General features: G+C 68.4%; 19 protein-coding genes. 13 read left to right on the top strand and 6 right to left on the bottom strand.

Annotated elements, in window-relative coordinates; genetic code table 11:
* Nucleotides 1-17: 17 nt before the first annotated feature.
* From addB to rplS, 8 genes are all read left to right on the top strand, one after another.
* Entirely contained in the window at nucleotides 18-3,071 is a 3,054-nt protein-coding gene (gene addB / locus O5O43_RS00925) for a double-strand break repair protein AddB (RefSeq protein WP_271085051.1), read from the top strand.
* Entirely contained in the window at nucleotides 3,068-6,553 is a 3,486-nt protein-coding gene (gene addA, locus O5O43_RS00930; RefSeq protein WP_271085052.1) for a double-strand break repair helicase AddA, read from the top strand. Before addB ends, addA begins: the two co-directional genes overlap by 4 nt.
* A 52-nt stretch (nucleotides 6,554-6,605) precedes the next feature.
* Nucleotides 6,606-7,067 carry a hypothetical protein gene (locus tag O5O43_RS00935; RefSeq protein ID WP_271085053.1) on the top strand — a complete coding sequence of 154 codons (462 nt, stop codon included), beginning with the start codon at nucleotides 6,606-6,608 and terminating at the stop codon, nucleotides 7,065-7,067.
* 80 nt (nucleotides 7,068-7,147) lie between these two features.
* A complete protein-coding gene (locus O5O43_RS00940) occupies nucleotides 7,148-7,825 on the top strand; it encodes an SDR family oxidoreductase (protein ID WP_271085054.1) in 678 nt (225 codons plus the stop codon).
* Nucleotides 7,826-8,485: 660 nt separating this feature from the next.
* Complete coding sequence (locus tag O5O43_RS00945) at nucleotides 8,486-8,614, top strand: hypothetical protein (protein ID WP_271085055.1); 129 nt, start codon at nucleotides 8,486-8,488, stop codon at nucleotides 8,612-8,614.
* Nucleotides 8,615-8,708: 94 nt separating this feature from the next.
* The gene (trxA, locus tag O5O43_RS00950) at nucleotides 8,709-9,044 is read left to right on the top strand and encodes a thioredoxin (RefSeq protein WP_271085056.1); all 336 of its coding nucleotides are present in this window, start codon (nucleotides 8,709-8,711) and stop codon (nucleotides 9,042-9,044) included.
* Nucleotides 9,045-9,075: 31 nt separating this feature from the next.
* On the top strand, nucleotides 9,076-9,801 hold the full coding sequence (trmD, locus tag O5O43_RS00955; RefSeq protein ID WP_271085057.1) for a tRNA (guanosine(37)-N1)-methyltransferase TrmD: 726 nt from the start codon (nucleotides 9,076-9,078) through the stop codon (nucleotides 9,799-9,801).
* A 4-nt stretch (nucleotides 9,802-9,805) separates the two neighbouring features.
* Nucleotides 9,806-10,234: a 50S ribosomal protein L19 gene (gene rplS / locus O5O43_RS00960; protein ID WP_271085058.1), complete on the top strand. Its 429-nt coding sequence runs from the start codon at nucleotides 9,806-9,808 to the stop codon at nucleotides 10,232-10,234.
* Between the two features lie 59 nt (nucleotides 10,235-10,293).
* Here rplS and O5O43_RS00965 read toward each other — a convergent pair whose 3' ends face one another.
* The 5 genes from O5O43_RS00965 to kduI all read right to left on the bottom strand — a co-directional run bounded on the left by O5O43_RS00965 (nucleotide 10,294) and on the right by kduI (nucleotide 15,801).
* A complete protein-coding gene (locus tag O5O43_RS00965) occupies nucleotides 10,294-11,448 on the bottom strand; it encodes an aldose epimerase family protein (RefSeq protein ID WP_271085059.1) in 1,155 nt (384 codons plus the stop codon).
* Entirely contained in the window at nucleotides 11,448-13,079 is a 1,632-nt protein-coding gene (locus tag O5O43_RS00970; protein WP_271085060.1) for a pectate lyase, read from the bottom strand. The genes O5O43_RS00965 and O5O43_RS00970 overlap by 1 nt, the downstream gene beginning before the upstream one ends.
* A 94-nt stretch (nucleotides 13,080-13,173) precedes the next feature.
* Nucleotides 13,174-14,184, bottom strand: coding sequence for a sugar kinase (locus O5O43_RS00975; protein WP_271085061.1), 1,011 nt, complete (start codon nucleotides 14,182-14,184; stop codon nucleotides 13,174-13,176).
* 20 nt (nucleotides 14,185-14,204) lie between these two features.
* Nucleotides 14,205-14,963, bottom strand: coding sequence for a 2-dehydro-3-deoxy-D-gluconate 5-dehydrogenase KduD (kduD, locus tag O5O43_RS00980; RefSeq protein WP_271085062.1), 759 nt, complete (start codon nucleotides 14,961-14,963; stop codon nucleotides 14,205-14,207).
* Between the two features lie 7 nt (nucleotides 14,964-14,970).
* Nucleotides 14,971-15,801, bottom strand: coding sequence for a 5-dehydro-4-deoxy-D-glucuronate isomerase (gene kduI, locus O5O43_RS00985; protein WP_271085063.1), 831 nt, complete (start codon nucleotides 15,799-15,801; stop codon nucleotides 14,971-14,973).
* Nucleotides 15,802-15,922: 121 nt separating this feature from the next.
* Between kduI and O5O43_RS00990 the strand changes: the two genes are divergently transcribed.
* Nucleotides 15,923-16,582 carry an RpiB/LacA/LacB family sugar-phosphate isomerase gene (locus tag O5O43_RS00990; RefSeq protein ID WP_271085064.1) on the top strand — a complete coding sequence of 220 codons (660 nt, stop codon included), beginning with the start codon at nucleotides 15,923-15,925 and terminating at the stop codon, nucleotides 16,580-16,582.
* A 44-nt stretch (nucleotides 16,583-16,626) separates the two neighbouring features.
* Here the strand turns inward: O5O43_RS00990 and O5O43_RS00995 are convergent, their stop codons facing one another.
* Nucleotides 16,627-17,649, bottom strand: a complete 1,023-nt coding sequence (locus O5O43_RS00995) for a LacI family DNA-binding transcriptional regulator (protein WP_271086359.1) — start codon at nucleotides 17,647-17,649, stop codon at nucleotides 16,627-16,629.
* A gap of 261 nt (nucleotides 17,650-17,910) precedes the next feature.
* Here O5O43_RS00995 and O5O43_RS01000 point away from each other — a divergent pair, with 261 nt between their 5' ends.
* The 4 genes from O5O43_RS01000 to scpA all read left to right on the top strand — a co-directional run bounded on the left by O5O43_RS01000 (nucleotide 17,911) and on the right by scpA (nucleotide 23,696).
* On the top strand, nucleotides 17,911-18,723 hold the full coding sequence (locus O5O43_RS01000) for a 2-keto-4-pentenoate hydratase (RefSeq protein ID WP_271085065.1): 813 nt from the start codon (nucleotides 17,911-17,913) through the stop codon (nucleotides 18,721-18,723).
* A 66-nt stretch (nucleotides 18,724-18,789) separates the two neighbouring features.
* The gene (locus tag O5O43_RS01005; RefSeq protein ID WP_271085066.1) at nucleotides 18,790-20,085 is read left to right on the top strand and encodes an MFS transporter; all 1,296 of its coding nucleotides are present in this window, start codon (nucleotides 18,790-18,792) and stop codon (nucleotides 20,083-20,085) included.
* An 81-nt stretch (nucleotides 20,086-20,166) separates the two neighbouring features.
* Nucleotides 20,167-21,555: a methylmalonyl-CoA mutase family protein gene (locus O5O43_RS01010; protein ID WP_271085067.1), complete on the top strand. Its 1,389-nt coding sequence runs from the start codon at nucleotides 20,167-20,169 to the stop codon at nucleotides 21,553-21,555.
* On the top strand, nucleotides 21,552-23,696 hold the full coding sequence (gene scpA / locus O5O43_RS01015) for a methylmalonyl-CoA mutase (RefSeq protein WP_271085068.1): 2,145 nt from the start codon (nucleotides 21,552-21,554) through the stop codon (nucleotides 23,694-23,696). The genes O5O43_RS01010 and scpA overlap by 4 nt, the downstream gene beginning before the upstream one ends.
* Nucleotides 23,697-23,699: the final 3 nt, after the last annotated feature.

The following is a 23,699-nucleotide window of genomic DNA, read 5'->3' on the forward strand; positions in this document are numbered from 1 at the left end:
TGCTTGAGGGCGGGCGGATGATCGCCTTCAATCCCTTCCCCGGCGCGGGCGGCGAGGACGATCCCCGCTGGTTCGCCATCCCCGCGCATCGGCCCTTCCTCGAGGATCTCGCCGCGGGGGTGCTCGACTGGCTGGGCGAGCAGGCGCCGGAGAGCTTGTCGGACGCGACGATCCTGCTGCCCAATCGCCGGGCGGCGCGGGCCTTCGCCACCGCCTTGTCGAGCCTGAGCGGCGACCGGCCGGTCCTGCTCCCCCAGGTTCGGCCGCTGGGCGATCTTGAGGAGGACGAGCCGCCGTTCACGCCGGGAGAACTGGGCCTCGACCTGCCGCCGTCCATCGCGCCCCTGACGCGTCGGTTCGAGCTGGCGCGGCTGATCGTCGAGAAGCACGACAGCGACCTGTCGCCCATGCGGGCCCTCGAGATGGCCGACAGCCTCGGCGCCTTCCTCGATTCCTGCAATATCGAGGAGGTCGAGGACCGCGAACGGATCGCCGACCTGGCCGAGACGGACTATGCCGCGCACTGGGAGACCTCGGCGAAATTCCTAGGTCTGACGCTCGAGGCCTGGCCCGCGCGGCTTGAGGCTCTCGGCGTCGTGGACGCCTCATGGCGGCGGACCCGGCTGTTGCGCCTGCTGGCCGAACGCTGGGACCAGCATCCGCCGCAGGGACCCGTCATCGCCGCCGGTTCGACCGGCACGGTCAAGGCGGCCGCCGACGTCCTGATCGCCGTGGCTAAGGCGCCGCTGGGCTGCGTCGTCCTGCCGGGGCTTGATGTAAACCTGGGGGAGACCGCTTGGGACGCCATCGAGGAACAGCATCCGCAGAACGCGTTGAAGCGCCTGCTGCAACGCGCCGGGATCGAGCGCGGCGCGGTCCGTCCGTGGTTCCGTCGCCAGACCGAGCCCGCCGCCGAGGCGCGGGGCCTCGCCCGTCAGCGACTGGTCAACGAGGCTCTGCGCCCCGCCGAGGCGACGGCGGACTGGCGCGCCGAAATCTCGCGGCTGAGGCGTGAGGCGGCGGAGGCCGGGCAGTCAGCGGACCCCATCGCCCTCGGCCTCGAAGGTCTGTCCGTCGTCGCGACCCGGACCGAGGAAGACGCCGCCCCGACCATCGCCCTGATGATGCGTGAGACGTTGGAAACGCCGGGTCGCACCTGCGCGCTCGTGACGCCGGACCTCGTACTGGGCCGTCGTGTGTCCGCCCGGCTCGAACGGTGGGGCGTGGTCGCCGACAGTTCGTCCGGCGCGCCGCTGGACCAGATGCCGGTCGGGGTGCTGGTCGACCTGTGCGCACGGTTTATGGCCGATCCGCTGAAGCCGCAGACGGTGCTGGCCCTGATCAAGGCCGATCTGACGACCCTCCCCGAGGCGACCTCTGACGCCGTGACGGAGCTGGAAAAGGTCGCGTTCCGTGGCCCGCGCACCCGCGACTGGGGCCGGATCGAAAGCCGGCTGACGGCGGCCGGCGCCCCGCGCCGCAACGGCGAACCGCCTTCGGAATGGGCCTTGGCCCGACTGACCGACGCCGCCGCGCTCGCAGGCCGGTTGCAGGCGTTGAGCACGACCGCCCGCGCCGCCTTCACACCGACTGCCCCGCTCGACCTCGCCGCCCGCGCCCTGACGACCCTGATCGAAGCCTTTGCCGGGACCGACGTCTGGGCCGGACCGGACGGGGAGGCGGCCGCGTCCCTGTTGTCGCAACTGATCGAGGGCGGCGCCTCGTTGGGCGCGGTCACGGCCGCCGCGTTCGCCGAACTGGTCGCCGGCCTCCTGCACGACCAGACGGTTCGCACCGGCGGCGCGACCCATCCGTCCCTGCGCATCCTCGGCGCCATCGAGGCGCGGCTGGTGCGGGCCGACCGCATGATCCTGGCCGGGCTGGAGGAGGGCGTCTGGCCGCAGGGCGCGCCGATCGATCCCTTCCTGTCGCGCCCGATGAGGAACACACTGGGCCTGCCCCCGCCCGAGCGTCGCATCGGCCAGACGGCTCAGGACTTCGTCCAGGCCGCCTGCGCCCCCGAGGCGATCCTGATCCATTCCGAACGGCGCGGCGGCCAGCCGTCGGTCCGCTCCCGCTGGCTGTGGCGGCTGGAGATGCTGACACGCGGCGCGGGCGTCGAGATCGCCCGCCCCACCGCCATGCCGACGGCCGCTCGCGCGCTCGACGCCCCCGCCGCGGGCGAGGGCGGTCTGGCGAAACGCCCGGCGCCCAAGCCGCCTGTCGATCGCCGCCCGCGCCAGCTGCCGGTCACCGGCGTCGAACGCTGGGTGCGCGATCCCTATGCGGTCTACGCCCGCTACATCCTGAACCTGAGGCCCATGGATCGGCCGGACCAGTCGGCCGAGGCCCTGCTGCGCGGCCAGGCGATCCACAAGGCGGTCGAGCGGCTGAGCCTGACCTGGCCCGACGTCCTTCCCGACGACTGCGAGGCCGAGATCGTGACCTTGCTGCACGAGGAACTGACCCACCACGGGTTCGAGGATGCGGCCATGGCGCGTGAGCGGCCGCTCGCCCGAAACAGCGCCCGCTGGCTGGCAGGGTTCGAGATGCGCCGTCGCGCGCGCGGCATCGAAATCCGCGTCGAGGAGGAGGTCGCCATGACTTTCGACGCCCCAGCCGGACCCTTCACCGTGACCGCCAAGGCCGACCGGATCGAAGTGTCGTCCACCGGCGCGGCCATCCTCGACTTCAAGACGGGCGCGGCGCCCTCGGCCAAACAGGTCAAGTCCGGCTTCGCCCCGCAGCTGACCCTGACTGGCGCCATCCTGGCCGAGGCGGGGCTCAAGACCTCTGGTCCGGTCGAGCCCGAAGAGCTGACCTATGTCCGCGTCATTGGGCGCAGGGAGGCGGGCAAGTCGGAAGTCCGCGCCGCCGGAGCCGAGGCGTCAGACCTGTCCATGGCGGCGCTTGCCGGGCTGAAGGCGCGCGTCGCGCGGTTCGACGATCCGACGACGCCCTATCTCAGCTGGGTCGCGCCTCAGTTCATGGGCAATTTCGGCGGCAACTACGACCACCTGGCCCGCGTCTGGGAATGGGCGGTCGCCGGCGCCGACGGAGACGCCGAATGAGCGCCGTCGATCCCTCGATGCGCATCCTGCCTGACCCCGCCCAGATCGCGGCGGCGGACCCGCGTCAGTCGGTCTTCGTCACCGCCAACGCCGGGTCGGGCAAGACTTCGACCCTGGTGGACCGGGTGGCCCGTCTGCTGCTGGAAGAGGTCGAGCCGGCCGAAATCCTCTGCGTCACCTACACCAAGGCCGCCGCCGCCGAGATGCAGGCGCGGCTCTATGCCCGGTTGGGCGAGTGGGCGGTCCTGAACAACGCGGAGCTGGAAAATCAGCTCGCCGACCTCAACGGACGGCCGGCCGCCTGTCTGCCTGACGCCGAACTGTCGCGGGCGCGCAAGCTGTTCGCCAAGGCGCTCGACACGCCGGGCGGGCTGAAGATCCAGACGCTTCACGCCTTCTGCGAAAAGCTGCTGCGGCGGTTCCCGCTGGAGGCCGGGGTCACGCCGGGCTTCACCGTCCTGGAGGATCAGGCCGCTGTCGCCCTGTCCCACGCCGCGCGCGAGGACCTGGCGCGCGCGGCCCTGGCCGATGCCGGCGGCCGCATAGGCCGCGCCTACGAGCATTTCGCCGTCGAGCTGGACTTCGCGTCGTTCGAAAGCCTTCTGGCCCGGATTGAACAGGATCGCGTCAAGCTGATCGGCTACACCACCCGCATCGCCGAGGGCTCCGCGCCCGGGCCTCATGCGCTGGTCGGCGCCGATCCCGACAGCGACGTGGCGACCGTACAGTCCGACTTCATGCGCTACCTCGATCGGCGGGAATGGCTGGAGGTCGCCGACCTGATGGCGACGGGCGGATCGGACGACGGCAAGTGCGCCGATCGCATGTATGCCGCCGACTGGACCTTTCCCGGCGTCGCCTCCGTCTTCCTGACCGACGGCAAGCCACGCTCCCGTATCGCGACGTCCAAGGCGCCCGCCGCCGCCCGCGAGTGGATGACAGACCTACAGGCCAAAGTCGGCGCGGCCCTCGGCGAGATCCGCAAGGCCCGCGTGGCCGAGGACACTGTTCACGTCCTGACGCTCGCCCAGGCCCACGGCGCCCTCTACGACCGCGCCAAGGCCCAGCGCGGCGCGCTGGATTTCGGCGATCTGGTCGCCCGCACGGTCGAGCTGCTGACCGTCCGCGCCAACGCCGCCTGGGTCCTCTACAAGTTAGATGGCGGGGTCGAGCATGTCCTGATCGACGAGGCCCAGGACACCGCCCCGGAACAGTGGGACATCCTCCGGGCCCTGACCGAGGGCTTCTTCTCCGGCGCGGGCTCCAAGCGATTCGGGGCCGGCAAGGTCGAGCGCACCGTCTTCGCCGTCGGTGACGAGAAACAGTCGATCTACTCCTTCCAGGGCGCCCGGCCAGAGCGCCTGAACCGCGAGGCGCAGTCGTACGACAGGCTGGTGCGCGGCGCCGGCTTCGCCTTCGAGGGCGTCGAACTGGCCACCTCCTTCCGCTCGACGCCGGAGGTGCTGAAGTTCGTCGACGAGGTCTTCGACAGCCCCGACCGCACCCGCTCCCTCGTCGGCGACCAGGTCGCGGCCATCCCCGAGCACAAGGCGATGCGCGCCGAGGATCACGGCTGCATCGACCTCTGGCCGATCTACGAGGACGAGAAGCCGCCCGAGCGCGACGCCTGGGACGACCCGGTCGATCAGGAGCCGGTTCAGAGCGCGAGGAAGCGCATGGCCGCCGACCTCGCGCGCGAGATCAAACGCCAGGTCGAGACCGGCGTCGCCGTGCAAGACCGCAAGACCCGCGAACTCCGTCCTTCGGGATACGGGGACTTCTTGGTGCTGGTCCGCCGCCGCGACGCCACCTTCGAGGAGATCATCCGCGCCCTGAAGGCGGCAGGCGTGCCCGTCGCCGGCGCCGACCGGCTGAAGCTCTCGTCCCATATCGCCTTCGACGACCTGATCGCCGTGGCCCGCTTCGCCCTCTATCCCGACGACGACCTCAGCCTGGCGGGCGTCCTGCGCAGCCCCCTGTGCGACGTGGACGAGGACGGATTGTTCGAACTGGCCGGCGCGAAACCCAAGCGCGGCAGGCTGTGGGCTGAACTGCGCGAGCGGGCCGGCGAGCGACCGGATTGGATCCGCGCGCGCGACCTGCTGGACTTCGCCATCGGCCAGCGCGGTCGCGCGCCCTTCGCCTTCTTCGCCGCCCTGCTCAACCGTGTGGACGAGACCGGCCGTTCGGGCCGCGCCCGCATCCTGTCGCGTCTGGGGCGTGAGGCCGAGGAGGCCATCGACGAAACTCTCAATCAGGTCCTGGCGGCCGAACAGCGCGGCGGTCTCGATCTGGAGACTGCCCTGTCGATGCTGGAGGCCTCCGACGTCGAGGTGAAGCGCGAGCTGGAAGGCGCGCGCGGCGAGGTTCGCGTCATGACCGTCCACGGCTCCAAGGGGCTTGAAGCCCCGGTGGTGATCCTGCCCGACACCACGGCGCGGGCGAAGGCGCAGGGGCCGACCCTGATGCCGGTCGAGCTGCCGGATGAGCAGGGCGGCGGGGAGGCCTGGGTGATGGCGCCCGGCTCGGACAAGGAGGACTGCGAAGCCTCTGCCGAGGCGCGCACCCAGCGGCAACGGCGGGTGGACGACGAGACCCTGCGGCTTCTCTACGTGGCTCTGACGCGGGCGCGCGACCGGATCATGATCCTGGGGCGCGCCGCCGGAAACTCGAAACAGGGCTATCAGGACGGCAGCTGGTGGGCGGTCCTGACCGAGACCTTCGAACGACTGGGCGGACAGGTGCGGGACATCGGCGATGGCCGCCGACGCTACGGCGCCGATCCGGTGGAGCTGACCCCGGGCCACGCCATCGCCCGGATGGTCGCTGAGGTCCCCGGCTGGGCGCGCGTGTTGCCGCCGGTCGATCCGTCCGCCCGCTACGTCTCCCCGTCCCAGATGGAGAGCGCCAAACGCATCGCGGCCCAGTCGCCTCTGGCCGTGTCCGTGACCGGGGAGGGGGCGGCGCTCGGTCGCTTCCGGCGCGGCGACCTGATCCACCTGCTGCTCGAACGTCTGCCCGAGATGCCTGTCGCCGACCGCCGCGCGGCCGCCGCCCGCCTGCTCGACAAGGAGCGCGACCTGTCGGACGGCCAGCGCGCGGAGATGATCGACGCCGCCTTCCGCGTGCTCGACGACGCCCGCTTCGCCGCGGTCTTCGGAGAGGACTCCCGCGCCGAGATCGCCCTGACCGGCGGCGCCGAGGCGCTCCGGCCCGGCGTGGTCATCAACGGCCGCATCGACCGGCTGGTGGTGACGCCCGACCGCGTCGTGGTCGTCGACTACAAGACCAATCGCCCCGCCCCCGACCGCATCGATGACACCGACCCCGCCTACATCGCCCAGATGGCCACATACGTCGCGGTGCTGAAACGGCTCTATCCGGATCGCCCGGTGGAGGCGGCCCTGGTCTGGACCGATGGGCCGAAGCTGATGCCCGTGCCGCAGGGGCTGATGGATGAGGCGTTGGCGGGGCTGAGGTGAGGGCCGCGTCAGCGGTGCTGGACAAGACGGTCAATGCCTCTGAAAGTCTGGGATGACCAAGTTGGCCTCGCGACTGTCTGCGGCTGTCCTGACCTTGGTGGTCGGTATCGCCTTCGGATCTCGAGAGGCGAGGGCCCAAGACGTCGAGTGCTATGACGCTGAAGTCTCGGCTCGCATCCTTTCTCAGATTCCGACCGAAATTCTGAATTGCGGGGACGATTGCATCATCGTGAGCTGGCCATGGTTCCTGGACATGGACGTGCGTCGCGTTCATTCCGGCGATGTTAAGCGCGGCAGCCTGACTGTTCTCGCCATTTTGCATACGAGCTATCGGCGCGATCTTGGTGTCCGGCGCTGGAAGTTGCGTCGCAATGACCAGGGGGGCTTCAACCTTCTACGAGGCGAGCACATTGCAGCGCGATGCCCAACGGATGCTCCGCCCGCACAGGCCTACATCACGCCGCGCGAAGGCCAGACGCTGGATGACCTGCGCCGAGAGGGTCGGGACCGCTAAGGCAATCTCGGCTGAGCTGGGCGTGAGCAGCTCCGAACGGTTCACCGGAACCCGATCACCTTTCACCCCTTGAGGTCCGCATGAAGAGAGCCATCGTCACCGGCGCCGCGGGCCTGATCGGCCGGGGGATCTGCCAGGCCCTGATCGCCGAGGGCTGGACCGTCGCCGCCTTCGATCTGAAGCCGGGGCCGGAGGGCGCGCGGTCCGTGATCTGCGACGTCGGCGACGAGGCGTCGGTAAAGGCCGCCTTCGCCGAATTGGGCTGGGAGACGCTCGACCTGCTGGTCAACAACGCGGGCATCGCCGACCCGGATCGCGGGCCGATGGTCGATTTAGCGCTCGTCGACTGGCGCAAGGTCACCGACAGCCATCTGACGGGCGCCTTCCTGATGAGCCGGGCGGCCATCCCCCTCCTCGGCGAGGGCGGCGCCATCATCCACATGGTCTCGACCCGGGCCTTCATGTCCGAGCCGGACACCGAGGCCTATGCCGCCTCCAAGGGCGCGCTGGTCGCCCTGACCCATGCGATGGCGATCAGTCTGGGGCCCAAGGTGAGGGTCAACGCCATCGCGCCGGGCTGGATTTCCGACGGAGACGACCTGCGGCCCATCGACCACGAACAGCATCCGGTCGGCCGCGTCGGTCGCCCCGACGACATCGCGGGCGCGGTCCTCTATCTGGCCGGGGCCGGTTTCGTCACTGGCCAGGTCCTGACGGTGGACGGGGGCATGACGCGGAAGATGATCTACGCGGAGTAGGTCAGTTCGCCGGTGCGGGGCGCCGATCTTGCACCCTGGCTCCATGCTGTCCTGTAATGAGTAACCTGTGCCGCTTTCCCTACGCTTTCGCCAGCAGCTGGCCACGCTGGTCCAGTCTCACGACGAGGGCTGCGGGCCGGTCGAACGGGAGGCCATTGAACGGCTGGCGACCGGGCTGCCGGTCACCGCGCTGCAGATCCGGTCCTTTGCGGAACGTCATTACCCCTCGGATATTCGCGGCTTTCTGGATGCTCACGGATATGAGGCCCTCTATCAGCGCGATCTCGATCGCGCCTTGGCGATAGGGGCGGGCGGCGCCCCGCAAACCAACACCGCCGCCGCCTCAAGGCCGAGCATCCATCTTGCCGGAAAAGGGCCGCGCCGCCAGAGCGGTGCTCTTCGCATCATGGTTCTGATGGCTGCCCTGGTCGCGGGCGGCGTCCTTCTGACGAAGTCCTGCCCCGGCTGGAGCAGGCCCCGGATAGACCGAACGAGCCGCCTGCCGTGGTCCTGGCGTCGTCGCCTGTCTCCTCCGCCCCGCCCAGTCCTTGTCTGCAGTCGATGCGTGATGGCGCGGCGGCCTGGTGCGAGAGCGCTTTGACAGGCACGGTCGTCCCTGGCCCCGAGCGCGGATCGGAGCCCTCGGGGTGCGGCGACAGATTGGCGGTCAACGGCGACACGGTCCGACTGGCGCTCGACAGAATTTTCGAGGAGGAGGCGACCTACACCTATCGGCACGACGAGGTCAGCGAACGTTGCGCGGCGGCGGCCAAACTCGCCGCGCCCTGAGAGATCCTGCTCCGTTGATTTCGCCGGGAATCGCCCCACATCTCGACCAACAGTCACTCGGGCGCGCTTGTCGCCGCCCTCAGGAGATACGCAAATGGCCACGGTCAAGGTCACCGACGAGAGCTTCGACGCCGACGTCCTGAAATCGTCCACCCCGGTGCTGGTGGACTTCTGGGCGGAGTGGTGCGGCCCCTGCAAGCAGATCGGTCCGGCGCTGGAGCAGATCTCCGACGAGCTCGGCGGTCAGGTGACGATCGCCAAGGTCAACATCGACGACAGCCCCATGACCCCGTCCAAGCTGGGCGTGAAGGGCATCCCGACCCTTATGCTGTTCAAGGACGGCCAGATGGCCTCGCTGAAGGTCGGCGCCATGCCCAAGGGCAAGATCCTGGAATGGCTGGCGGAGACGGGCATCGCGGCCAAGGCGTGACGTGAGCGGGCCGGGGCGCTAGATCGCGCCCATGCCTTTCACCGCCACCGTTCTGACCATGTTCCCTGAGGCCTTTCCGGGCCCGCTCGGCGTGTCGCTGATCGGGACGGCGTGGCGCGAGAAGGGGCTGTGGAGCCTGGAAACCCTTGACATTCGGGCCTTCAGCGAGGATAGGCGCGGCTTCCTGGACGACACCCCCGCGGGTGGCGGCCCGGGACAGGTATTGAAAGCGGACGTGGTGGCCCGGGCTCTCGACAGCCTTTCCGGCCCGCCCCGGCCGCTTTTGTACATGAGCGCACGCGGTCGACCCCTGACGCAGGCGCGAGTGGAGGAGTGGGCCATGAAGGACGGCATCGTCGTCCTGTGTGGTCGGTTCGAGGGGGTGGACCAGCGGGTGCTCGACGCCCGTGGGTTCGAGGAGGTCTCCGTCGGAGACGCGGTCCTGGCCGGTGGCGAGGCGGCGGCGATGGTGGCGATCGAGGCGTGCGTACGACTGATCCCCGGAGTGCTCGGTGCGGCGGAAAGCCTCTCGTCCGAGAGTTTCGAGGACGGTCTTCTGGAACACCCGCAGTACACGCGACCGCGGACGTTCGAGGGGATCGACATTCCTGAGGTGCTTCTGTCGGGCGATCACAAGAAGATCGCTCAATGGCGCGAGGCGCAGCGGGAAATCACCACGCGGGAGCGACGGCCGGACCTCTGGCAGGCGCATCTCGCCAAATCACAGCTAAAGGGCGCAAAAGCCCGAGGAGAATAAGACCATGGCCAATATCCTTCAGACGCTCGAAGCCGAAGAAAAAGCCCGCCTGATCGCGGTTCGGGATATCCCGGACTTCCAGCCCGGCGACACGCTTCGCGTCATGGTGAAGATCAAGGAAGGCGAGCGCGAGCGCGTTCAGGCCTTCGAAGGCGTCTGCATCGCCCGCGACGGCGGCAGCGTCAACGAGACCTTCACCGTCCGCAAGATCTCGTTCGGCGAAGGCGTCGAGCGCAAATTCCCCATCCTGTCGCCGAACATCGAGTCGATCGAAGTGAAGCGCCGCGGCGTCGTACGTCGCGCCAAGCTGTACTACCTGCGCGACCGTCGCGGTAAGTCGGCCCGTATCGCCGAACGCCAGACCGTTCGCCCCGCCAAGGGCGCCGTGGTCCCGGTCACCGGCTCTGCCGAAAAGGCCGGCGACGAGGCGTAAGCCTTACGCCACTGCTGACTTGAAGAGGGCGCGGCCAGCGATGGCCGCGCCCCTTTTCTTCAACTCGCGGTGAACCGGTACTCGGTCCTCGACCGGAACGTCTCCCCCGGCCTCAGCGCCGTGGACGGAAATTGGGGTCGGTTGGGGCTGTTCTGATAGTGCTGCGTTTCCAGCGCGACGCCACAGTGCGGGTGATAGGCGACTCCGCCGCGCCCGATCATCTCCACCGGATTGGCCGTATAGACATGCAGCGCCGGCTCGGTGGTCCAGACCTCCAGCACTCGTCCGCTGAACCCGTCCGACAACCGCCCTGCCTTGCGCAGCCCCTGGCCCCGCACCGCGAACGAGTGGTCATAGCCCCCGCCGATGCGGAGTTGTTCGTTCGCCTCGAACAGGTTCCGACCGATGGGATTGGCCTCCCGGAAGTCGAATGGCGTCCCCGCGACCGGCGCCAGCTCCCCGGTGACGATCTTGTCCGGCGCATAGGCGGCGAAGGCGTCTGCTTCGATCTGGAGCTCATGGTCCAGGATAAGCCGCTCGGGATCGCCCGACAGGTTGAAATAGGAGTGGTTCGTTGGGTTCAGCACCGTCGCCCGGTCGGTCAGGGCCAGGTAGTCGATGGTCAGCCGGTCGTCGTGCGTCAGCCGGTAGGTGACCGAGATCGTCAGCCGCCCGGGAAAGCCCTGATCGCCGTCCGCGCTGACGAGACTCAAGACCACGCCCGGCCCCTCCTCCGTCAGATCGGCGCGCCCCAGCCAGTTGCGTTTGGCGAACCCGACCGGCCCTCCGTGGGTCGAATGCGGTCCCGTGCCGACGTCGAGCTGAACCTCGCGCCCGTCCAGCTGGAAGCGCCCGTTGGCGATCCGCCCGGCGTAGCGCCCCACGGTTGAACCGAAGTTGCGGCTCCGCTCGACATAATCCGCCAGAGTATCCAGCCCCAGCACCACCTCGGCCATCCGTCCAGCTCGGTCCGGCACCATCAGCGACTGAAGGATGCCGCCCCATGTCATGATCCGAGCCTGCGACCCCCGGTCGTTGGTCAGGGTGAACATCGTGACCGTCTGCCCGTCCGCCAGCGTACCCCAGTCCTTCTGCCCGATCGGCGGCGTCCGCATGAAGGGGATCGACGGCACAGCCACGCGCGGCATCGTTCCGCACCCGGCGAGCGGCGTCGCCGCCAAGCCGGTCAGCAGGGTCCGCCGGTCCAGCCGCATCAGCCCTGCAGCGCCTCGATCAGGTCGCCCAGATTACGCACGAAGGCCTCGGTCGAGATGCACTCCACCGGAAAGTCGGTGTTGTAGGGCGAGGTGTCCCACAGGTCGCCGACGCGCGTCGTTTGGTACTCGCCCCCAGTGACGGCTTCGGGCGAGGGACCGCGATAGGGGTTGGACGTCGTCGTCATCGGCGTAGGCCAGTAGCCGCGCGCGTTCAGCCCTTGGGCCAGCTCCGCCGCCCGTCCGGCCGCAACCGGACGCGGACGCCGCCCCTCGGTCGACATGTCCCACACCCCAACGTCGCGCAGGGTGAAATACTTGGGCAGGGTCCGCGTCCCCGGCCGCGCCTTCAGCGGCGAGGCGGCGATCAGCTCGGCCGGATCCATGGCATCGGCCGCCGCCAGCTCGGCCCGCAAGGCGGCCGTGTCCAGGTTCCGGAACGAGCCGTAGTGGACGATCAGATTGTTGGGGTTCTCGTCGGCGTAGTAGTGGCCGTTGCGGATATTGGACCCGCGCCGGTGGATATAGACCGGGGTGTTCGTGCCCTCGAGGATGAAGGTCGGATGCGTCCGGCCCGGCGCGATCAGGCTCTGGGGCGTCTTGACCTGATCCAGCCAGTCCAGCGCCTCGGGCAGGCGGGCCAGGTATTTGCGATCCCCGGTCAGCTTGTAGAAGCCGATCATGGACCGGATGTTGGTCGCTGTCGTATGGGTGGCGAAGGCGCGCGGCTCGATGGTGCGGGCGGGCGCCGGCTTCAGGGTGTCGGGATAGTGCTGCAGGCCCCACGCCGGTTGCGGCATGGGCTGCTGGGTCGCGATGAAGATGTCCATGCCGCGCGTGATGGCGTCAACCAGACGGCGGTCATTCGATCCCAGCGCCTGATGGCAGTAGAGCAGGAACTCGATGTTCTCGCCCGCCACGTCGTCGTTGAAGGTGATGTAGGGGGTGTAGTCCGGGTTGCCGTGCAGGCCGCCCGCGCCCTCGACGAACGGGAAGCGCTGGGGCCAGCCGCCATTCGGATACTGGGCGTCGAGGACGAACTGGATGGCCTTGTCCAGCGGCGCCCGGTATCTGCGCTCGCGCTTCTCCAGATAGACGCGGAGCAAGAGCTGCGACGCCTCGGCCGTGCCGGCGTCATCGAAGGTGGCGTTGCCGTAGTAGTGCTGGAATTCCTCCAGCCGCCAGGCGTTGCCGCCGACCTCGTCGTACCATTTGCGAAGCGACGCCTCGCCCGCGGTGTCGATGACGTAGTTCCAGCCGCCGCGCGGATGCTGGCCCGCAATCAGGGCGTCTGCGGCGGACTTGGCCGCGTCGTAGAACTGCTCGTCGCCGGTGGCGTGATAGGCGTCGAGGAAGGCGTGACCCACGGTCGCCGTGCCCGGCGGCTGGACCCAGATCATGGTTGGGTTGGCTTCCAGCTCGCCCCAGCGGCGCGAGAAGTCCGGCAGGACGTTCCAGACGTAGCCACCGCCGACCGCGACCTCGTCGGTCATGAAGGCTGTCGCCCGTTTCATGGTGGCGATAATGGCGGCCCGGTCGGGCGCGGCCTGCGCGAAGACGGGCGTGGCGGCGAGCGCGGTCAGTGCGGCGCCTCCGGCCATAAGGGCGCGGCGCGACAGGGTCGGCGACATGAAGAACTCCGGTGTTTCCCAAGACAGACACGCCGGATCTTTCGCCCGGTCGAAGCGATCAAAGCATTTCTGACACCGGTTTCCTAGAGCGAGATCAGCGCTTGATGTCGAAGCCGTCGGCGGCCATGGCGGAGCGCACCTGAGCCTGGTCGAACAGGTTGAAATCGCCGTGCACCGAATGCTTCAGACCGGCCGCCGCGAGGCCGAAGGTCAGGGCCTCGTCGTTGGACCATCCCTTATAGACGCCGAACAGGACGCCCGAGGCGAAGGCATCGCCGCCGCCGACCCGGTCCACCACCCCGGTCAGGGCGATGCCCGGCGCATGGTGCTCGCCGTCGCGGGTGATCATCACGGCCGACAGGGTCTGGTCGTCCACGCTGTCGTTGACGCGCAGGGTGCAGCAAATCCGCTCCAGCGTCGGCCATTGGGCGAAGGCGGCCTTGGCGGCCATGCGACGTCGCTCGGCCGGATCGGCGTGGTCGAACTTCGTCCCGAGCACCAGGGCGAAGTCCCGGTCGTCGGCGAAGGCGAGGCTCGCGCCTGCCAGCATCTTGCCCAGCGTCCCCGGCGGATCGCCCGCCCATTCGGACCACAGCTTGCCGCGGAAGTTGCCGTCGAAGCTGACCTTCACGCCCGCCGCCACGGCGGCCTCGACCGCCTTCACCGCCGCCGCCGACCCGTTCGGTCCGGTCGCGGGCGTCACGCCCGACAGGTGCAGCCACTCCACGCCGACGAGCAGCTTCTTCCAGTCCAGCGCCCCGTCGACATGGTCGACGAAGGCGGAGCCGGCGCGGTCGTAAAGGACTTCCGAGGGGCGACGCACGGCGCCCGGCGTCAGGAAATACAGCCCCATCCGGCCTGGCTTGAAGACGATGCTGCGCGTGTCGACGCCATGCTTCCTGACCTCGTCCCGCGCGGCGTGGCCCAGGGTGTTGTCTGGCAGGACGGTCGCCATCGCCGTCTCGGCGCCGAACCGGGCCAAGGACACGGCGACATTGGCCTCCGCCCCGCCAGGGCGGACGGTCAGGCCCGGGGACTGCATCAGCAGTTCGCCATCGTTGGGCGTGAGACGCAGCAGCATCTCGCCAAAGCAAAGAATGGTCATGCCGCTAGGCTATCCGGGACTTATCGCGCGAGCCAGCCGCCGTCGACCGGAAGCGTGATGCCCTGAACATAGTCCGACGCCGCCGAGGCCAGGAAGACCGCCGCACCGCCGATGTCCGACGGCTGGCCCCAGCGACCGGAGGGGATGCGGCCGAGAATCTCTTTCGAACGCACCGGGTCGTCCTGCAGCGCCTGGGTGTTGTCGGTGGCGAAGTATCCGGGCGCGATGGCGTTGGCGTTGATTCCATGCTTGGCCCACTCGTTGGCCATCAGCTTGGTGAGCCCCGCGACGCCCGACTTGGACGCCGTATAGGACGGCACCCGAATCCCGCCCTGATAGGACAGCATCGAGGCGGTGTTGATGATCTTGCCCCTGCGCCCGCCCGCGATCATGTCGCGCGCTGCGGCCTGCGACAGGAAGAAGACCGACTTCAGGTTGACGTTCATGACGTCGTCCCAGTCCGCTTCGCTGAAGTCCACGGCGTCGTTGCGGCGGATGATGCCCGCGTTGTTGACCAGGATGTCGATAGGCCCCAGGCCGGCGGTCGCCTCCTTAACGATGCGATCGATCGGCTCCATTGAGCCGAGGTCGGCCTGGATCGAGATCGCCTTGACCCCCTTGGCCAGGCACTGGCCCACCGTGTCGTCCGAGGCCCGGCGCGCGACCGAGGCGATGGACGCGCCCGCGTCGGCCAGCGCCAGGGCGATCCCCTGACCGATGCCGGTGTTGCCGCCTGTGACGACGGCGACCTTGCCTTCGAGGCTGAACGGATTGGCCATGATGTCCCTATTTCAGTTCGCTGACGTCCAGGACGTCCATGTCGGTGTAGTCGATATTCTCGCCGCCCATGGCCCAGATGAAGGCGTACGAGGCCGTGCCCGCCCCCATGTGGATCGACCAGGGCGGGCTGACCACGGCCTCGCCGTCGGCCATGACGATATGGCGCATCCTGTCCGGTTCGCCCATGAAATGGAACATACGGTTTGTTCCGAGCTCAAAATAGAAATATGCTTCCGAGCGTCGGTCGTGGGTGTGGGGCGGCATGGTGTTCCAGACGCTGCCCGGTTTGAGGATCGTCAGACCCATGGCCAGCTGGCAGGACTTGACCGCCCCATCGACGATGTATTGCCGGATGGTCCGCTCGTTGGAGGTCTCCAGCGCCCCGCGTTCCATCGACGGAGCCTGGTCCATGGCGATGTACTGGATCGGATGGGCCGCGTGAGCCGGGGTCGAGACCAGATAGAAGCGCGTCGAGCCCGAGAAGCTGACCTCGGCCGACGCCATCGGGATGTAGAGGCCGTCCTTGGGCTTAAGGGTGAAGCTCTGGCCGTCGACGGTGATGACCCCATCAGCCGTGCCGACATTGATCGCCCCCAGTTCCCGCCGTTCCAGATAGGGCTTGCCCGCCGCCGAGGCCGGCTCGGTCTGCGTCGGCAGGCTGACCGCCCCTGCGCCCGGCTCCGCCCCGCCGATCACCATCCGCTCATAGTGAGTGTAGTTCAGCCGCACCTCGCCTGGCGCGAACAGGTCGGTGATCAGGTAGCGGTCGCGCAGATCGTCGTTCGAGGCGCCGACCATCGAATCCGGGTGGGTGGCGTGATAGGTCTTGCGATACATGCGGCGATCCTCCCACCGGCTTTCGTTGGGGCTTGGTAACCGGTGTCAAAACCAGATGCAAATGATCGCGTAACGGGGTAAAGCCCCGCCACAACTTTCAGACCCGCCCGGAGAAAACCCCATGAAAATCGCTCTGATCATCGAGAACAGCCAGGCCGCCAAGAGCGCCATCGTCCACGACGCCCTGAACGCCGTCGCCGGACCGCTGGGCCACGAGGTCTTCCACTACGGCATGTACACGCCCGAGGATAAGGCCTCGCTCACCTACGTCATGAACGGCCTTCTGACCGGCATCCTGCTGAACTCGGGCGCCGCCGACTTCGTCGTCACAGGCTGCGGCACGGGCACGGGCTCGATGCTGGCCGCCAACGCCATGCCGGGCGTCTTCTGCGGCCTGATCATCGACCCGACCGACGCCTTCCTGTTCGGCCAGATCAACGACGGCAACGCCATCGCCATGCCCTACGCCAAGGGTTTCGGCTGGGCCGCCGAGCTGAACCTGCAGGACGTCTATCGCAAGCTCTTTGAGGGCGAGCGCGGCCTCGGCTATCCGAAGGAGCGCGCCGAGATCATGCGCAAGAACCGCGGCGTCCTGAAGGACCTCAAAGCCGTCACCTGCCACGACATGCTGACGGTTCTGAAAAACGTCGATCAGGACCTGCTGAAGGCCGCGATCGCCGGCGAGAAATTCCAGGAATACTTCTTCGCCAACGCCACGGACGCGGGCATCCGCGACTACATTCAGGGCTTGGTCGGCGCGAAGGTCGCCGAACCGGCTTAAGGCTGAGGACAGGGAGGCGGCCTGAATGGGCCGCCTCTTTCGTTTCAGAGCGTCTTCGCCGAATCCCGGACCACCAGCGACGGCCTTACCTCCGGCTGGTTCAGCTTCGCCGGGTCCAGCCCGCGCATCGGCGCCAGGAGCTTCTCCGCCGCCATCCGTCCCATGTCCCGGATCGGCAGCCGTACCGAGGTCAGGTTGGGCCACACCCGCGACGCCATCGGCAGGTCGTCGTAGCCCACGACCGACAGATCGCGCGGGATCTCCAACCCGAGGTCACGCGCCACCTTGAACACCCCCAGCGCCATCTCGTCGTTGCCCGTGAAGATGGCCGTCGGCGGCGGGTCGAGCGCCAGCAGGGTCTTCGCCGCCTCCACCCCCGACTCGAACGTATAGGCCCCGACCGCCACATAGCGATCGTCGAGCGTGATTCCCTTTTCGGCCAGACCCTCGCGGAAGCCGCCGCCGCGCACGGCGCTCGACCGGAACAGGGCGGGCCCCGAGATAAAGCCGATCCGCGAGTGCCCCAAGTCCGCCAGATGCCGCCCGGCCTCCGCTGCGCCCAGATGGTCGTTCGTGACCAGCATCGACCCGGGCTCGTCCAGCGACACCGAGGCGATGCGGACATAGGGGCAGTCCAGCTCGCGCAGGACGGTGATCACTCGCTCATCCTCCGACATCGACGGCGGCAGGATGACGCCGAACAGCTTCTGGCGCTCCACGAAGGCGCGGATGTCGGCGACCAGGGTCTCGGAGGAGCGCACGCAGGGATGCACGACCAACTCCAGACCGGAGCCGCGGAGCGCATCCAGCACCCCCTGCTGCATGTTCACGACATAGTTCGGACTGGGGTTGTCGTAGATCAGCCCGACCAGGAAGGAGCGTCGAAACGCGAGCCCGCGCGCCTGGGCGTCGGGCGTGAAGCCCAGTTCCTCGATCACCTGATTGACCCGAACTCGGGTCTCCTCGCGCACGAAGGGCGACTGGTTGATGACGCGCGAAACCGTTTTCTTGGAGACCGCAGCGATGCGCGCCACGTCGTTGATCGTAGGCCGTTTTCCGGGCTTCATGCCGCCGCGGCCGGATATCGTGTCGTCGTCGGTCAAACTCGACCTCTCCAAGTGAGCCGACCAGCCTTACAACTGCTCAGCCTGCGACGCCATGCCTGCGCCCCGCGATGACACCGATGTCGGCAAGGGCGTTGACACCGGTTTCCTTCCCCTTCAATCATCTCTCCAACCGACAGAAAGATCGGCGTGAGCAAAGCCATTCGGGCAAACGACATCGGGACGGCGCGTGACGGGCATTCAGCATCATTCGGGGCGCGCGGCATGAGCGCGGCGGACGCCCTTTCGCCCAACGACGGCGTTGCGGACGTCGCCGCGCGATTCGTCGAGGCCCGCCTGTCGACGACCGGCATGGCCGACTATCCGGGGCCGATCCCGCTCGACATGGCCACGGCCTATGCGACGCAGGAGATCGCCATCGGCCTGTTCCCCGACGAGATCGTCGGCTGGAAGGTCGGCATGGTGCCCCCGGCGCAGCAACCGGCGCTCGGCATCCATCGCCTGGCCGGCCCGATCTTCAGCCGCAACCTCTGGACCGCCTCGGTCGAGCCGACGCCTCTGCCGGAGATCGAGGGTGGGTTCGCCGCCGTCGAGGCCGAGTTCGTCGCTCGCCTCGGCCCCGTCGATCCGTCGAAACTGGACTGGACGCTGGAAGAGGCGACCGCCGCCGTCGCCGCCCTCCACATCGGCGTCGAACTGGCCGGCAGCCCGCTGACCACCATCAACGACCTCGGCTCGGCCGTTGTGGCCTCCGACTTCGGCAACAACGGCGGCCTGATCCTGGGCGAGGAGATCGAGGACTGGGCTGCGCGCCTGCCGGGCATCGAGGTCGAGACCCGCGTCGACGGCCAGGTCATCGGCTCGGGAATGGCGGACTCTATCCCACGCGGCATTCTGGAATCGGTGCGGTTCCTGCTCGAGAACCTGGCGCGTCGCGGGCGTTCGGCGACAGAGGGGACGCTGGTCTCCACCGGAGCGGTCACCGGGGTCCACCGGGTCCATGCGGGCGCCACGGCGGTCTGCGCCTTTTCCGGCGTCGGCGAAATTCATTGCTCGGTCGTGAGGGCCGGGGCGTAGGTCTAACCGAACCCGTCGCGCCCTTCGGGTGACAAGACGGGTCGGTCATCAGGAGGAACGGGGTCCATGACCGATACGACTGCGGGCTCGACGAAAGAGCCCATCAGCATCAAGGCGCCGTCGCCCGGCAAGTATCGATGGCTGGTGATGTGGCTGCTCTTCGCTGCCATGGTCATCAACTACGTCGACCGTCAGATGATTGGCGTGCTGAAGCCGACCCTGTCGACCGAATTCGGCTGGTCCGAGACGGACTATGCCGACATCGTCTTCTGGTTCCAGGCCACCTATGCCCTGTTCTACGCGATCTGGGGCCGGATCATGGACAGGATCGGCGCCCGCTTCGGCCTCGGCATCGCCTTCGCCATCTGGCAGGTCGGCCACATCATGCATGGCGCGGCGCGGGACCTGTCGCACTTCATCATGGCTCGCATGCTTCTGGGCGTCGGCGAAGCCGGCGGCTTCCCGGGCGGCATCAAGGCGGTCACCGAGTGGTTCCCCAAGAAGGAACGCGCCCTCGCGACCGGCCTCTTCAATGCCGGAACCAACATCGGTGCGATCGTGACGCCCCTGCTGGTCCCTGCTCTGGTGCTCGCCTTCGGTTGGCAGATGGCCTTCCTGATCACCGGCCTTCTGGGCCTGATCTGGCTGCCGATCTGGCTGATCGTCTATCGCAAGCCGCGCGACCAGCCGAAGCTGTCGGCCACGGAACTGGCATATATCGAACAGGATGCGCCCGACCCCGCCGAGAAGGTGGGCTGGCTGAAGCTGCTGACGGTCAAGGAAACCTGGGCCTTCGCGCTCGGTAAATTCCTGATCGACCCGATCTGGTGGATGTTCCTGTTCTGGCTGCCGGACTTCCTCGGCAAGCGCTACGGCCTGGACCTGAAGACCTTCGGTCCTCCGCTGGTCGCCATCTATCTGTTGTCGGACGTGGGTTCCGTCGGGGGCGGCTGGCTGTCCTCGCGGATGATGCACCGGGGCGTCAGCCTGAATGCGGCCCGCAAGATCACCATGCTGATCTGCGCCCTTCTGGCCGTGCCGGTCATGTTCGCGGCCTTCGCCTCGAACGTCTGGATCGCGGTCCTGATCATCGGCGTGGCCACGGCGGCGCACCAGGGCTTCTCGGCCAACCTCTACGCCCTGCCGGGCGACGTCTTCCCGCGCTCCGCGGTGGGGTCTGTCGTCGGCATCGGCGGGATGCTGGGCGGCGTCGGCGGCATGGTCTTCTCCAAATACGTCGGCCAGGTGTTGGAGAAGATCGGTTCCTACACCCCGATCTTCGTGGTTGCCGGCTCGGTCTATCTGATCGCGCTTCTGGTGGTTCACCTGCTGTCGCCGAAATACGCGCCGGCCAAGGTCTGATCCGGCCGCCCGACGGCTGAACTCTGGACGGATGGGGGCGGGAGTCGCATTAAGCGGCTCCCGCCTTTTTTCGGAGTCCGCATGTCCAACGCCTTCCCCATCCCGTCGCCCGCCGACTGGCGCGCCGAGGCGGAGAAGGCCTTGAAGGGCAAGCCGGTCGAAGGTCTGGTCCATCTCGACGCCGACCACCTGACCACCCGCCCCCTTTACGGCCGCGCCAATGCGACCCAGGCCGTCTTCGCTCCGCGCGTCAGTGACGCCGACGGCCGACCCTGGGACCTGCGGACCCAGGTCGAGGGCGACGACCCCGACGTCGTCAACGCCGCCGTCCTGACCGATCTCGGAGGCGGCGCCGCCTCGGTCATCCTGTCGGGCGGGGTTCTCGCCGATTCCGAACCGCTCGGTCGCGCCCTGAACGGCGTGGCGTTGGAACTGGCCCCGGTCGCCCTCGACGCCGGTCTCGATGGTCCCGACGCCGCCAACGCCCTGGCCGTCGCCGCCAAGGGCGCGCCGCGTGCAAAGCTGATGTTCCACATGGATCCGTTGACGGCCTTCGCCGCGACGGGGGGATCGCCCCGGACCATCGAGGAACACCTGAGCCTCGCCGCCAACACAGCCGCCCGCCACGGCGGCGCCTATCCCGATGCGACCTTCTTCCTCGCCACCGGCCGCGCCGCGCATGAGGGCGGTGGATCGGCGGGGCAGGAACTCGGCTTCGCCGCCGCCGCTGCCGTCGCGTACCTGACTGCCGCCTTGGAGGCGGGCCTGCCCATCGACCGCGCGCTGACCGGAACCGTTCTGGGCGTCAGCGTCGACGCCGAATATTTCGACAGCCTGGCCAAGGTCCGCGCCCTGCGCCTCATCTGGCGCTCCATCAGCCAAGCCTTCGCCCACGAAGCCGACGCACGGATCGAGGCCCGATCCTCGCGCCGGATGCTGGCGGCGACCGACCCCTGGCCCAACCTGTTGCGCCTGACCGCCGCCGGGTTCGCCGGCGCCGTAGGCGGCGCCGACGCCGTAGTGCTGGACGGGTTCAGCCGCGCCTCGGGTCGCCCCGACGCCTTCGCCCGCCGTCAGGTCCGCAACACCCAGTTGATCCTGATGGAAGAAGCCCACCTCGGTCGCGTCGCCGACCCTGCGGCCGGCTCCTGGTTCCTCGACCACCGGACGCGGGATCTCGCCGAGGCCGGCTGGGCCGAGTTCCAGCGCATCGAACGCGAGGGCGGCATCGTCGCCTCCCTTCGTGGCGGGGCCCTGCAACAGCGCATCGCCGCTTCCCGCGCGGCCGGCAAGACAAAGCTGTCGGACGGCGCCGTCCATCTGGTCGGGGTGACCAAGTTCGTCGACGCCGACGTCCGTCCCGTCTCGGTCGAGCCGACCCCGGCGCCCGTCTCGGCGACCGGAGGCGATGCGTGCCCGCCCCTGCCGCCGCTCCGCTGGGCCGAAGCCTTCGAGGGAGCCCCGGCATGACCGCGCCCGATTTCACCAAGGCCGCCCTCGACCTGTCGCCGATCGACGGCGTCCTCGACCGTGCGCCCGTTCGCACGCCCGAAGGCATCGAGATTGCCGCATCCTACGACGCCGCCTCCATCGCCGCGCTCGACTTCACTGACGGCCTGCCGGGCTTCGCCCCCTTCGTGCGCGGCCCCTATCCGACCATGTACGCGGGCAATCCCTGGACGGTCCGCCAGTACGCCGGCTTCTCCACGGCCGAAGCCTCTAACGCGTTCTATCGTCGCAACCTCGCGGCCGGTCAGAAGGGGCTGTCCATCGCCTTCGACCTGGCGACGCACCGGGGCTACGATTCCGACCATCCGCGTGTCGCGGGCGATGTCGGCATGGCGGGGGTGGCCATCGACTCCATCCTCGACATGCGGACGCTGTTTGACGGTATTCCGCTGGACCAGATGTCGGTGTCGATGACCATGAACGGCGCCGTCCTGCCGATCCTGGCCCTTTATGTCGTTGCGGCCGAGGAGCAGGGCGTCGCGCACTCGGCCCTGACCGGGACCATCCAGAACGACATCCTGAAGGAGTTCATGGTCCGGAACACCTACATCTATCCGCCGGGCCCCTCGATGCGGATCATCGCCGACATCTTCGCCTGGACGGCCCAGGAGACGCCGAAGTTCAACTCCATCTCCATCAGCGGCTACCATATGCAGGAGGCTGGGGCCTCGGCCGACCTGGAGTTGGCCTACACCCTGTCCGACGGGCTGGAATACATCCGCGCCGGGGTCGCAGCGGGCATGGACGTGGACCGGTTCGCGCCGCGTCTGAGCTTCTTCTGGGCCATCGGCATGGACTATTTCATGGAGGTGGCGAAGCTCCGCGCAGGCCGCCTTCTGTGGGCCGAGGCAGTGCAGGCCGAGTTTGCGCCGAAGGACCCGCGCAGCCTGTCCTTGCGCGCCCACTGCCAGACCTCGGGTTGGTCATTGGCGGCTCAGGACGTCTTCAACAACGTGCCTCGCACCATGGTCGAGGCCATGGCGGCGGCGGGCGGCCAGACCCAGTCGCTGCACACCAACTCGCTCGACGAAGCCCTCGCCCTGCCGACCGACTTCTCGGCCCGGATCGCCCGGAACACCCAGCTGCTTCTGCAGATGGAGACAGGCCTGACCAAGGTCATCGACCCTTGGGGCGGCAGCTTCTACGTCGAGCGTCTGACCCACGAACTGGCGGAACGCGCCCGCGCTCACATGGCCGAAATCCGCGAACTGGGCGGCATGGCCATGGCCATCGAGGCCGGGGTGCCCAAGCTGCGCATCGAGGAATCCGCCGCCCGCACCCAGGCCCGCATCGACACGGGCCAGCAGACGGTCGTCGGGGTCAATCGCTACCTCTCCGACACGCCCGACGACATCCCGGTGCTGAAGGTCGACAACGCGGCCGTCCGCGAGGCCCAGATCGCCAAGCTGCAAAAGCTCCGCGCCGAACGGGACGAGGCCGCGACCCAATCCGCGCTCGACGCCCTGACCGAGGGTGCCAGGGGCGATGAGAACCTGCTCGAACTCTGCGTCCGCGCCGCCCGCGCCCACGCCACGGTCGGCGAAATGTCGGACGCGCTGGAGGCCGCCTTCGGTCGCCACGTCGCCTCTGTGAAGACCGTCTCCGGCGTCTACGCTCGCGAGGCCGGGGCCAATCCGAAGATCTCCCGCGCCCGCGACATGGTCGCCGCCTTCGTCGAGAACGACGGCGGCCCGCCGCGCATCCTGATCGCCAAGCTCGGTCAGGACGGGCACGACCGGGGCCAGAAGGTCGTCGCCACGGCTTACGGCGACCTCGGCCTTGACGCCGTCGCGGGGCCCCTGTTCCAGACGCCGGAAGAGGCGGCGCGCGACGCGGTGGCCAACAACGTCCACGTCGTCGGGGCCTCGTCCCTGGCGGCCGGCCACCTGACGCTGGTGCCCGCCCTGAAGGCCGAGCTTGAGAAGCTGGGTCGCCCCGACATCATGATCACGGTCGGCGGCGTCATCCCGCCCGGCGACGTCCAGACCCTGATCGACATGGGCGCCGCCGCCGTCTATCCGCCCGGCTCGGTCATCGCCGACACGGCCATCGACCTGATCGAGAAGCTGAACGAACGCCTCGGCTACGCCCAGAAGGCCTGACCG

The organism is Brevundimonas sp. NIBR11, assembly GCF_027912535.1.
GTDB lineage: Bacteria > Pseudomonadota > Alphaproteobacteria > Caulobacterales > Caulobacteraceae > Brevundimonas.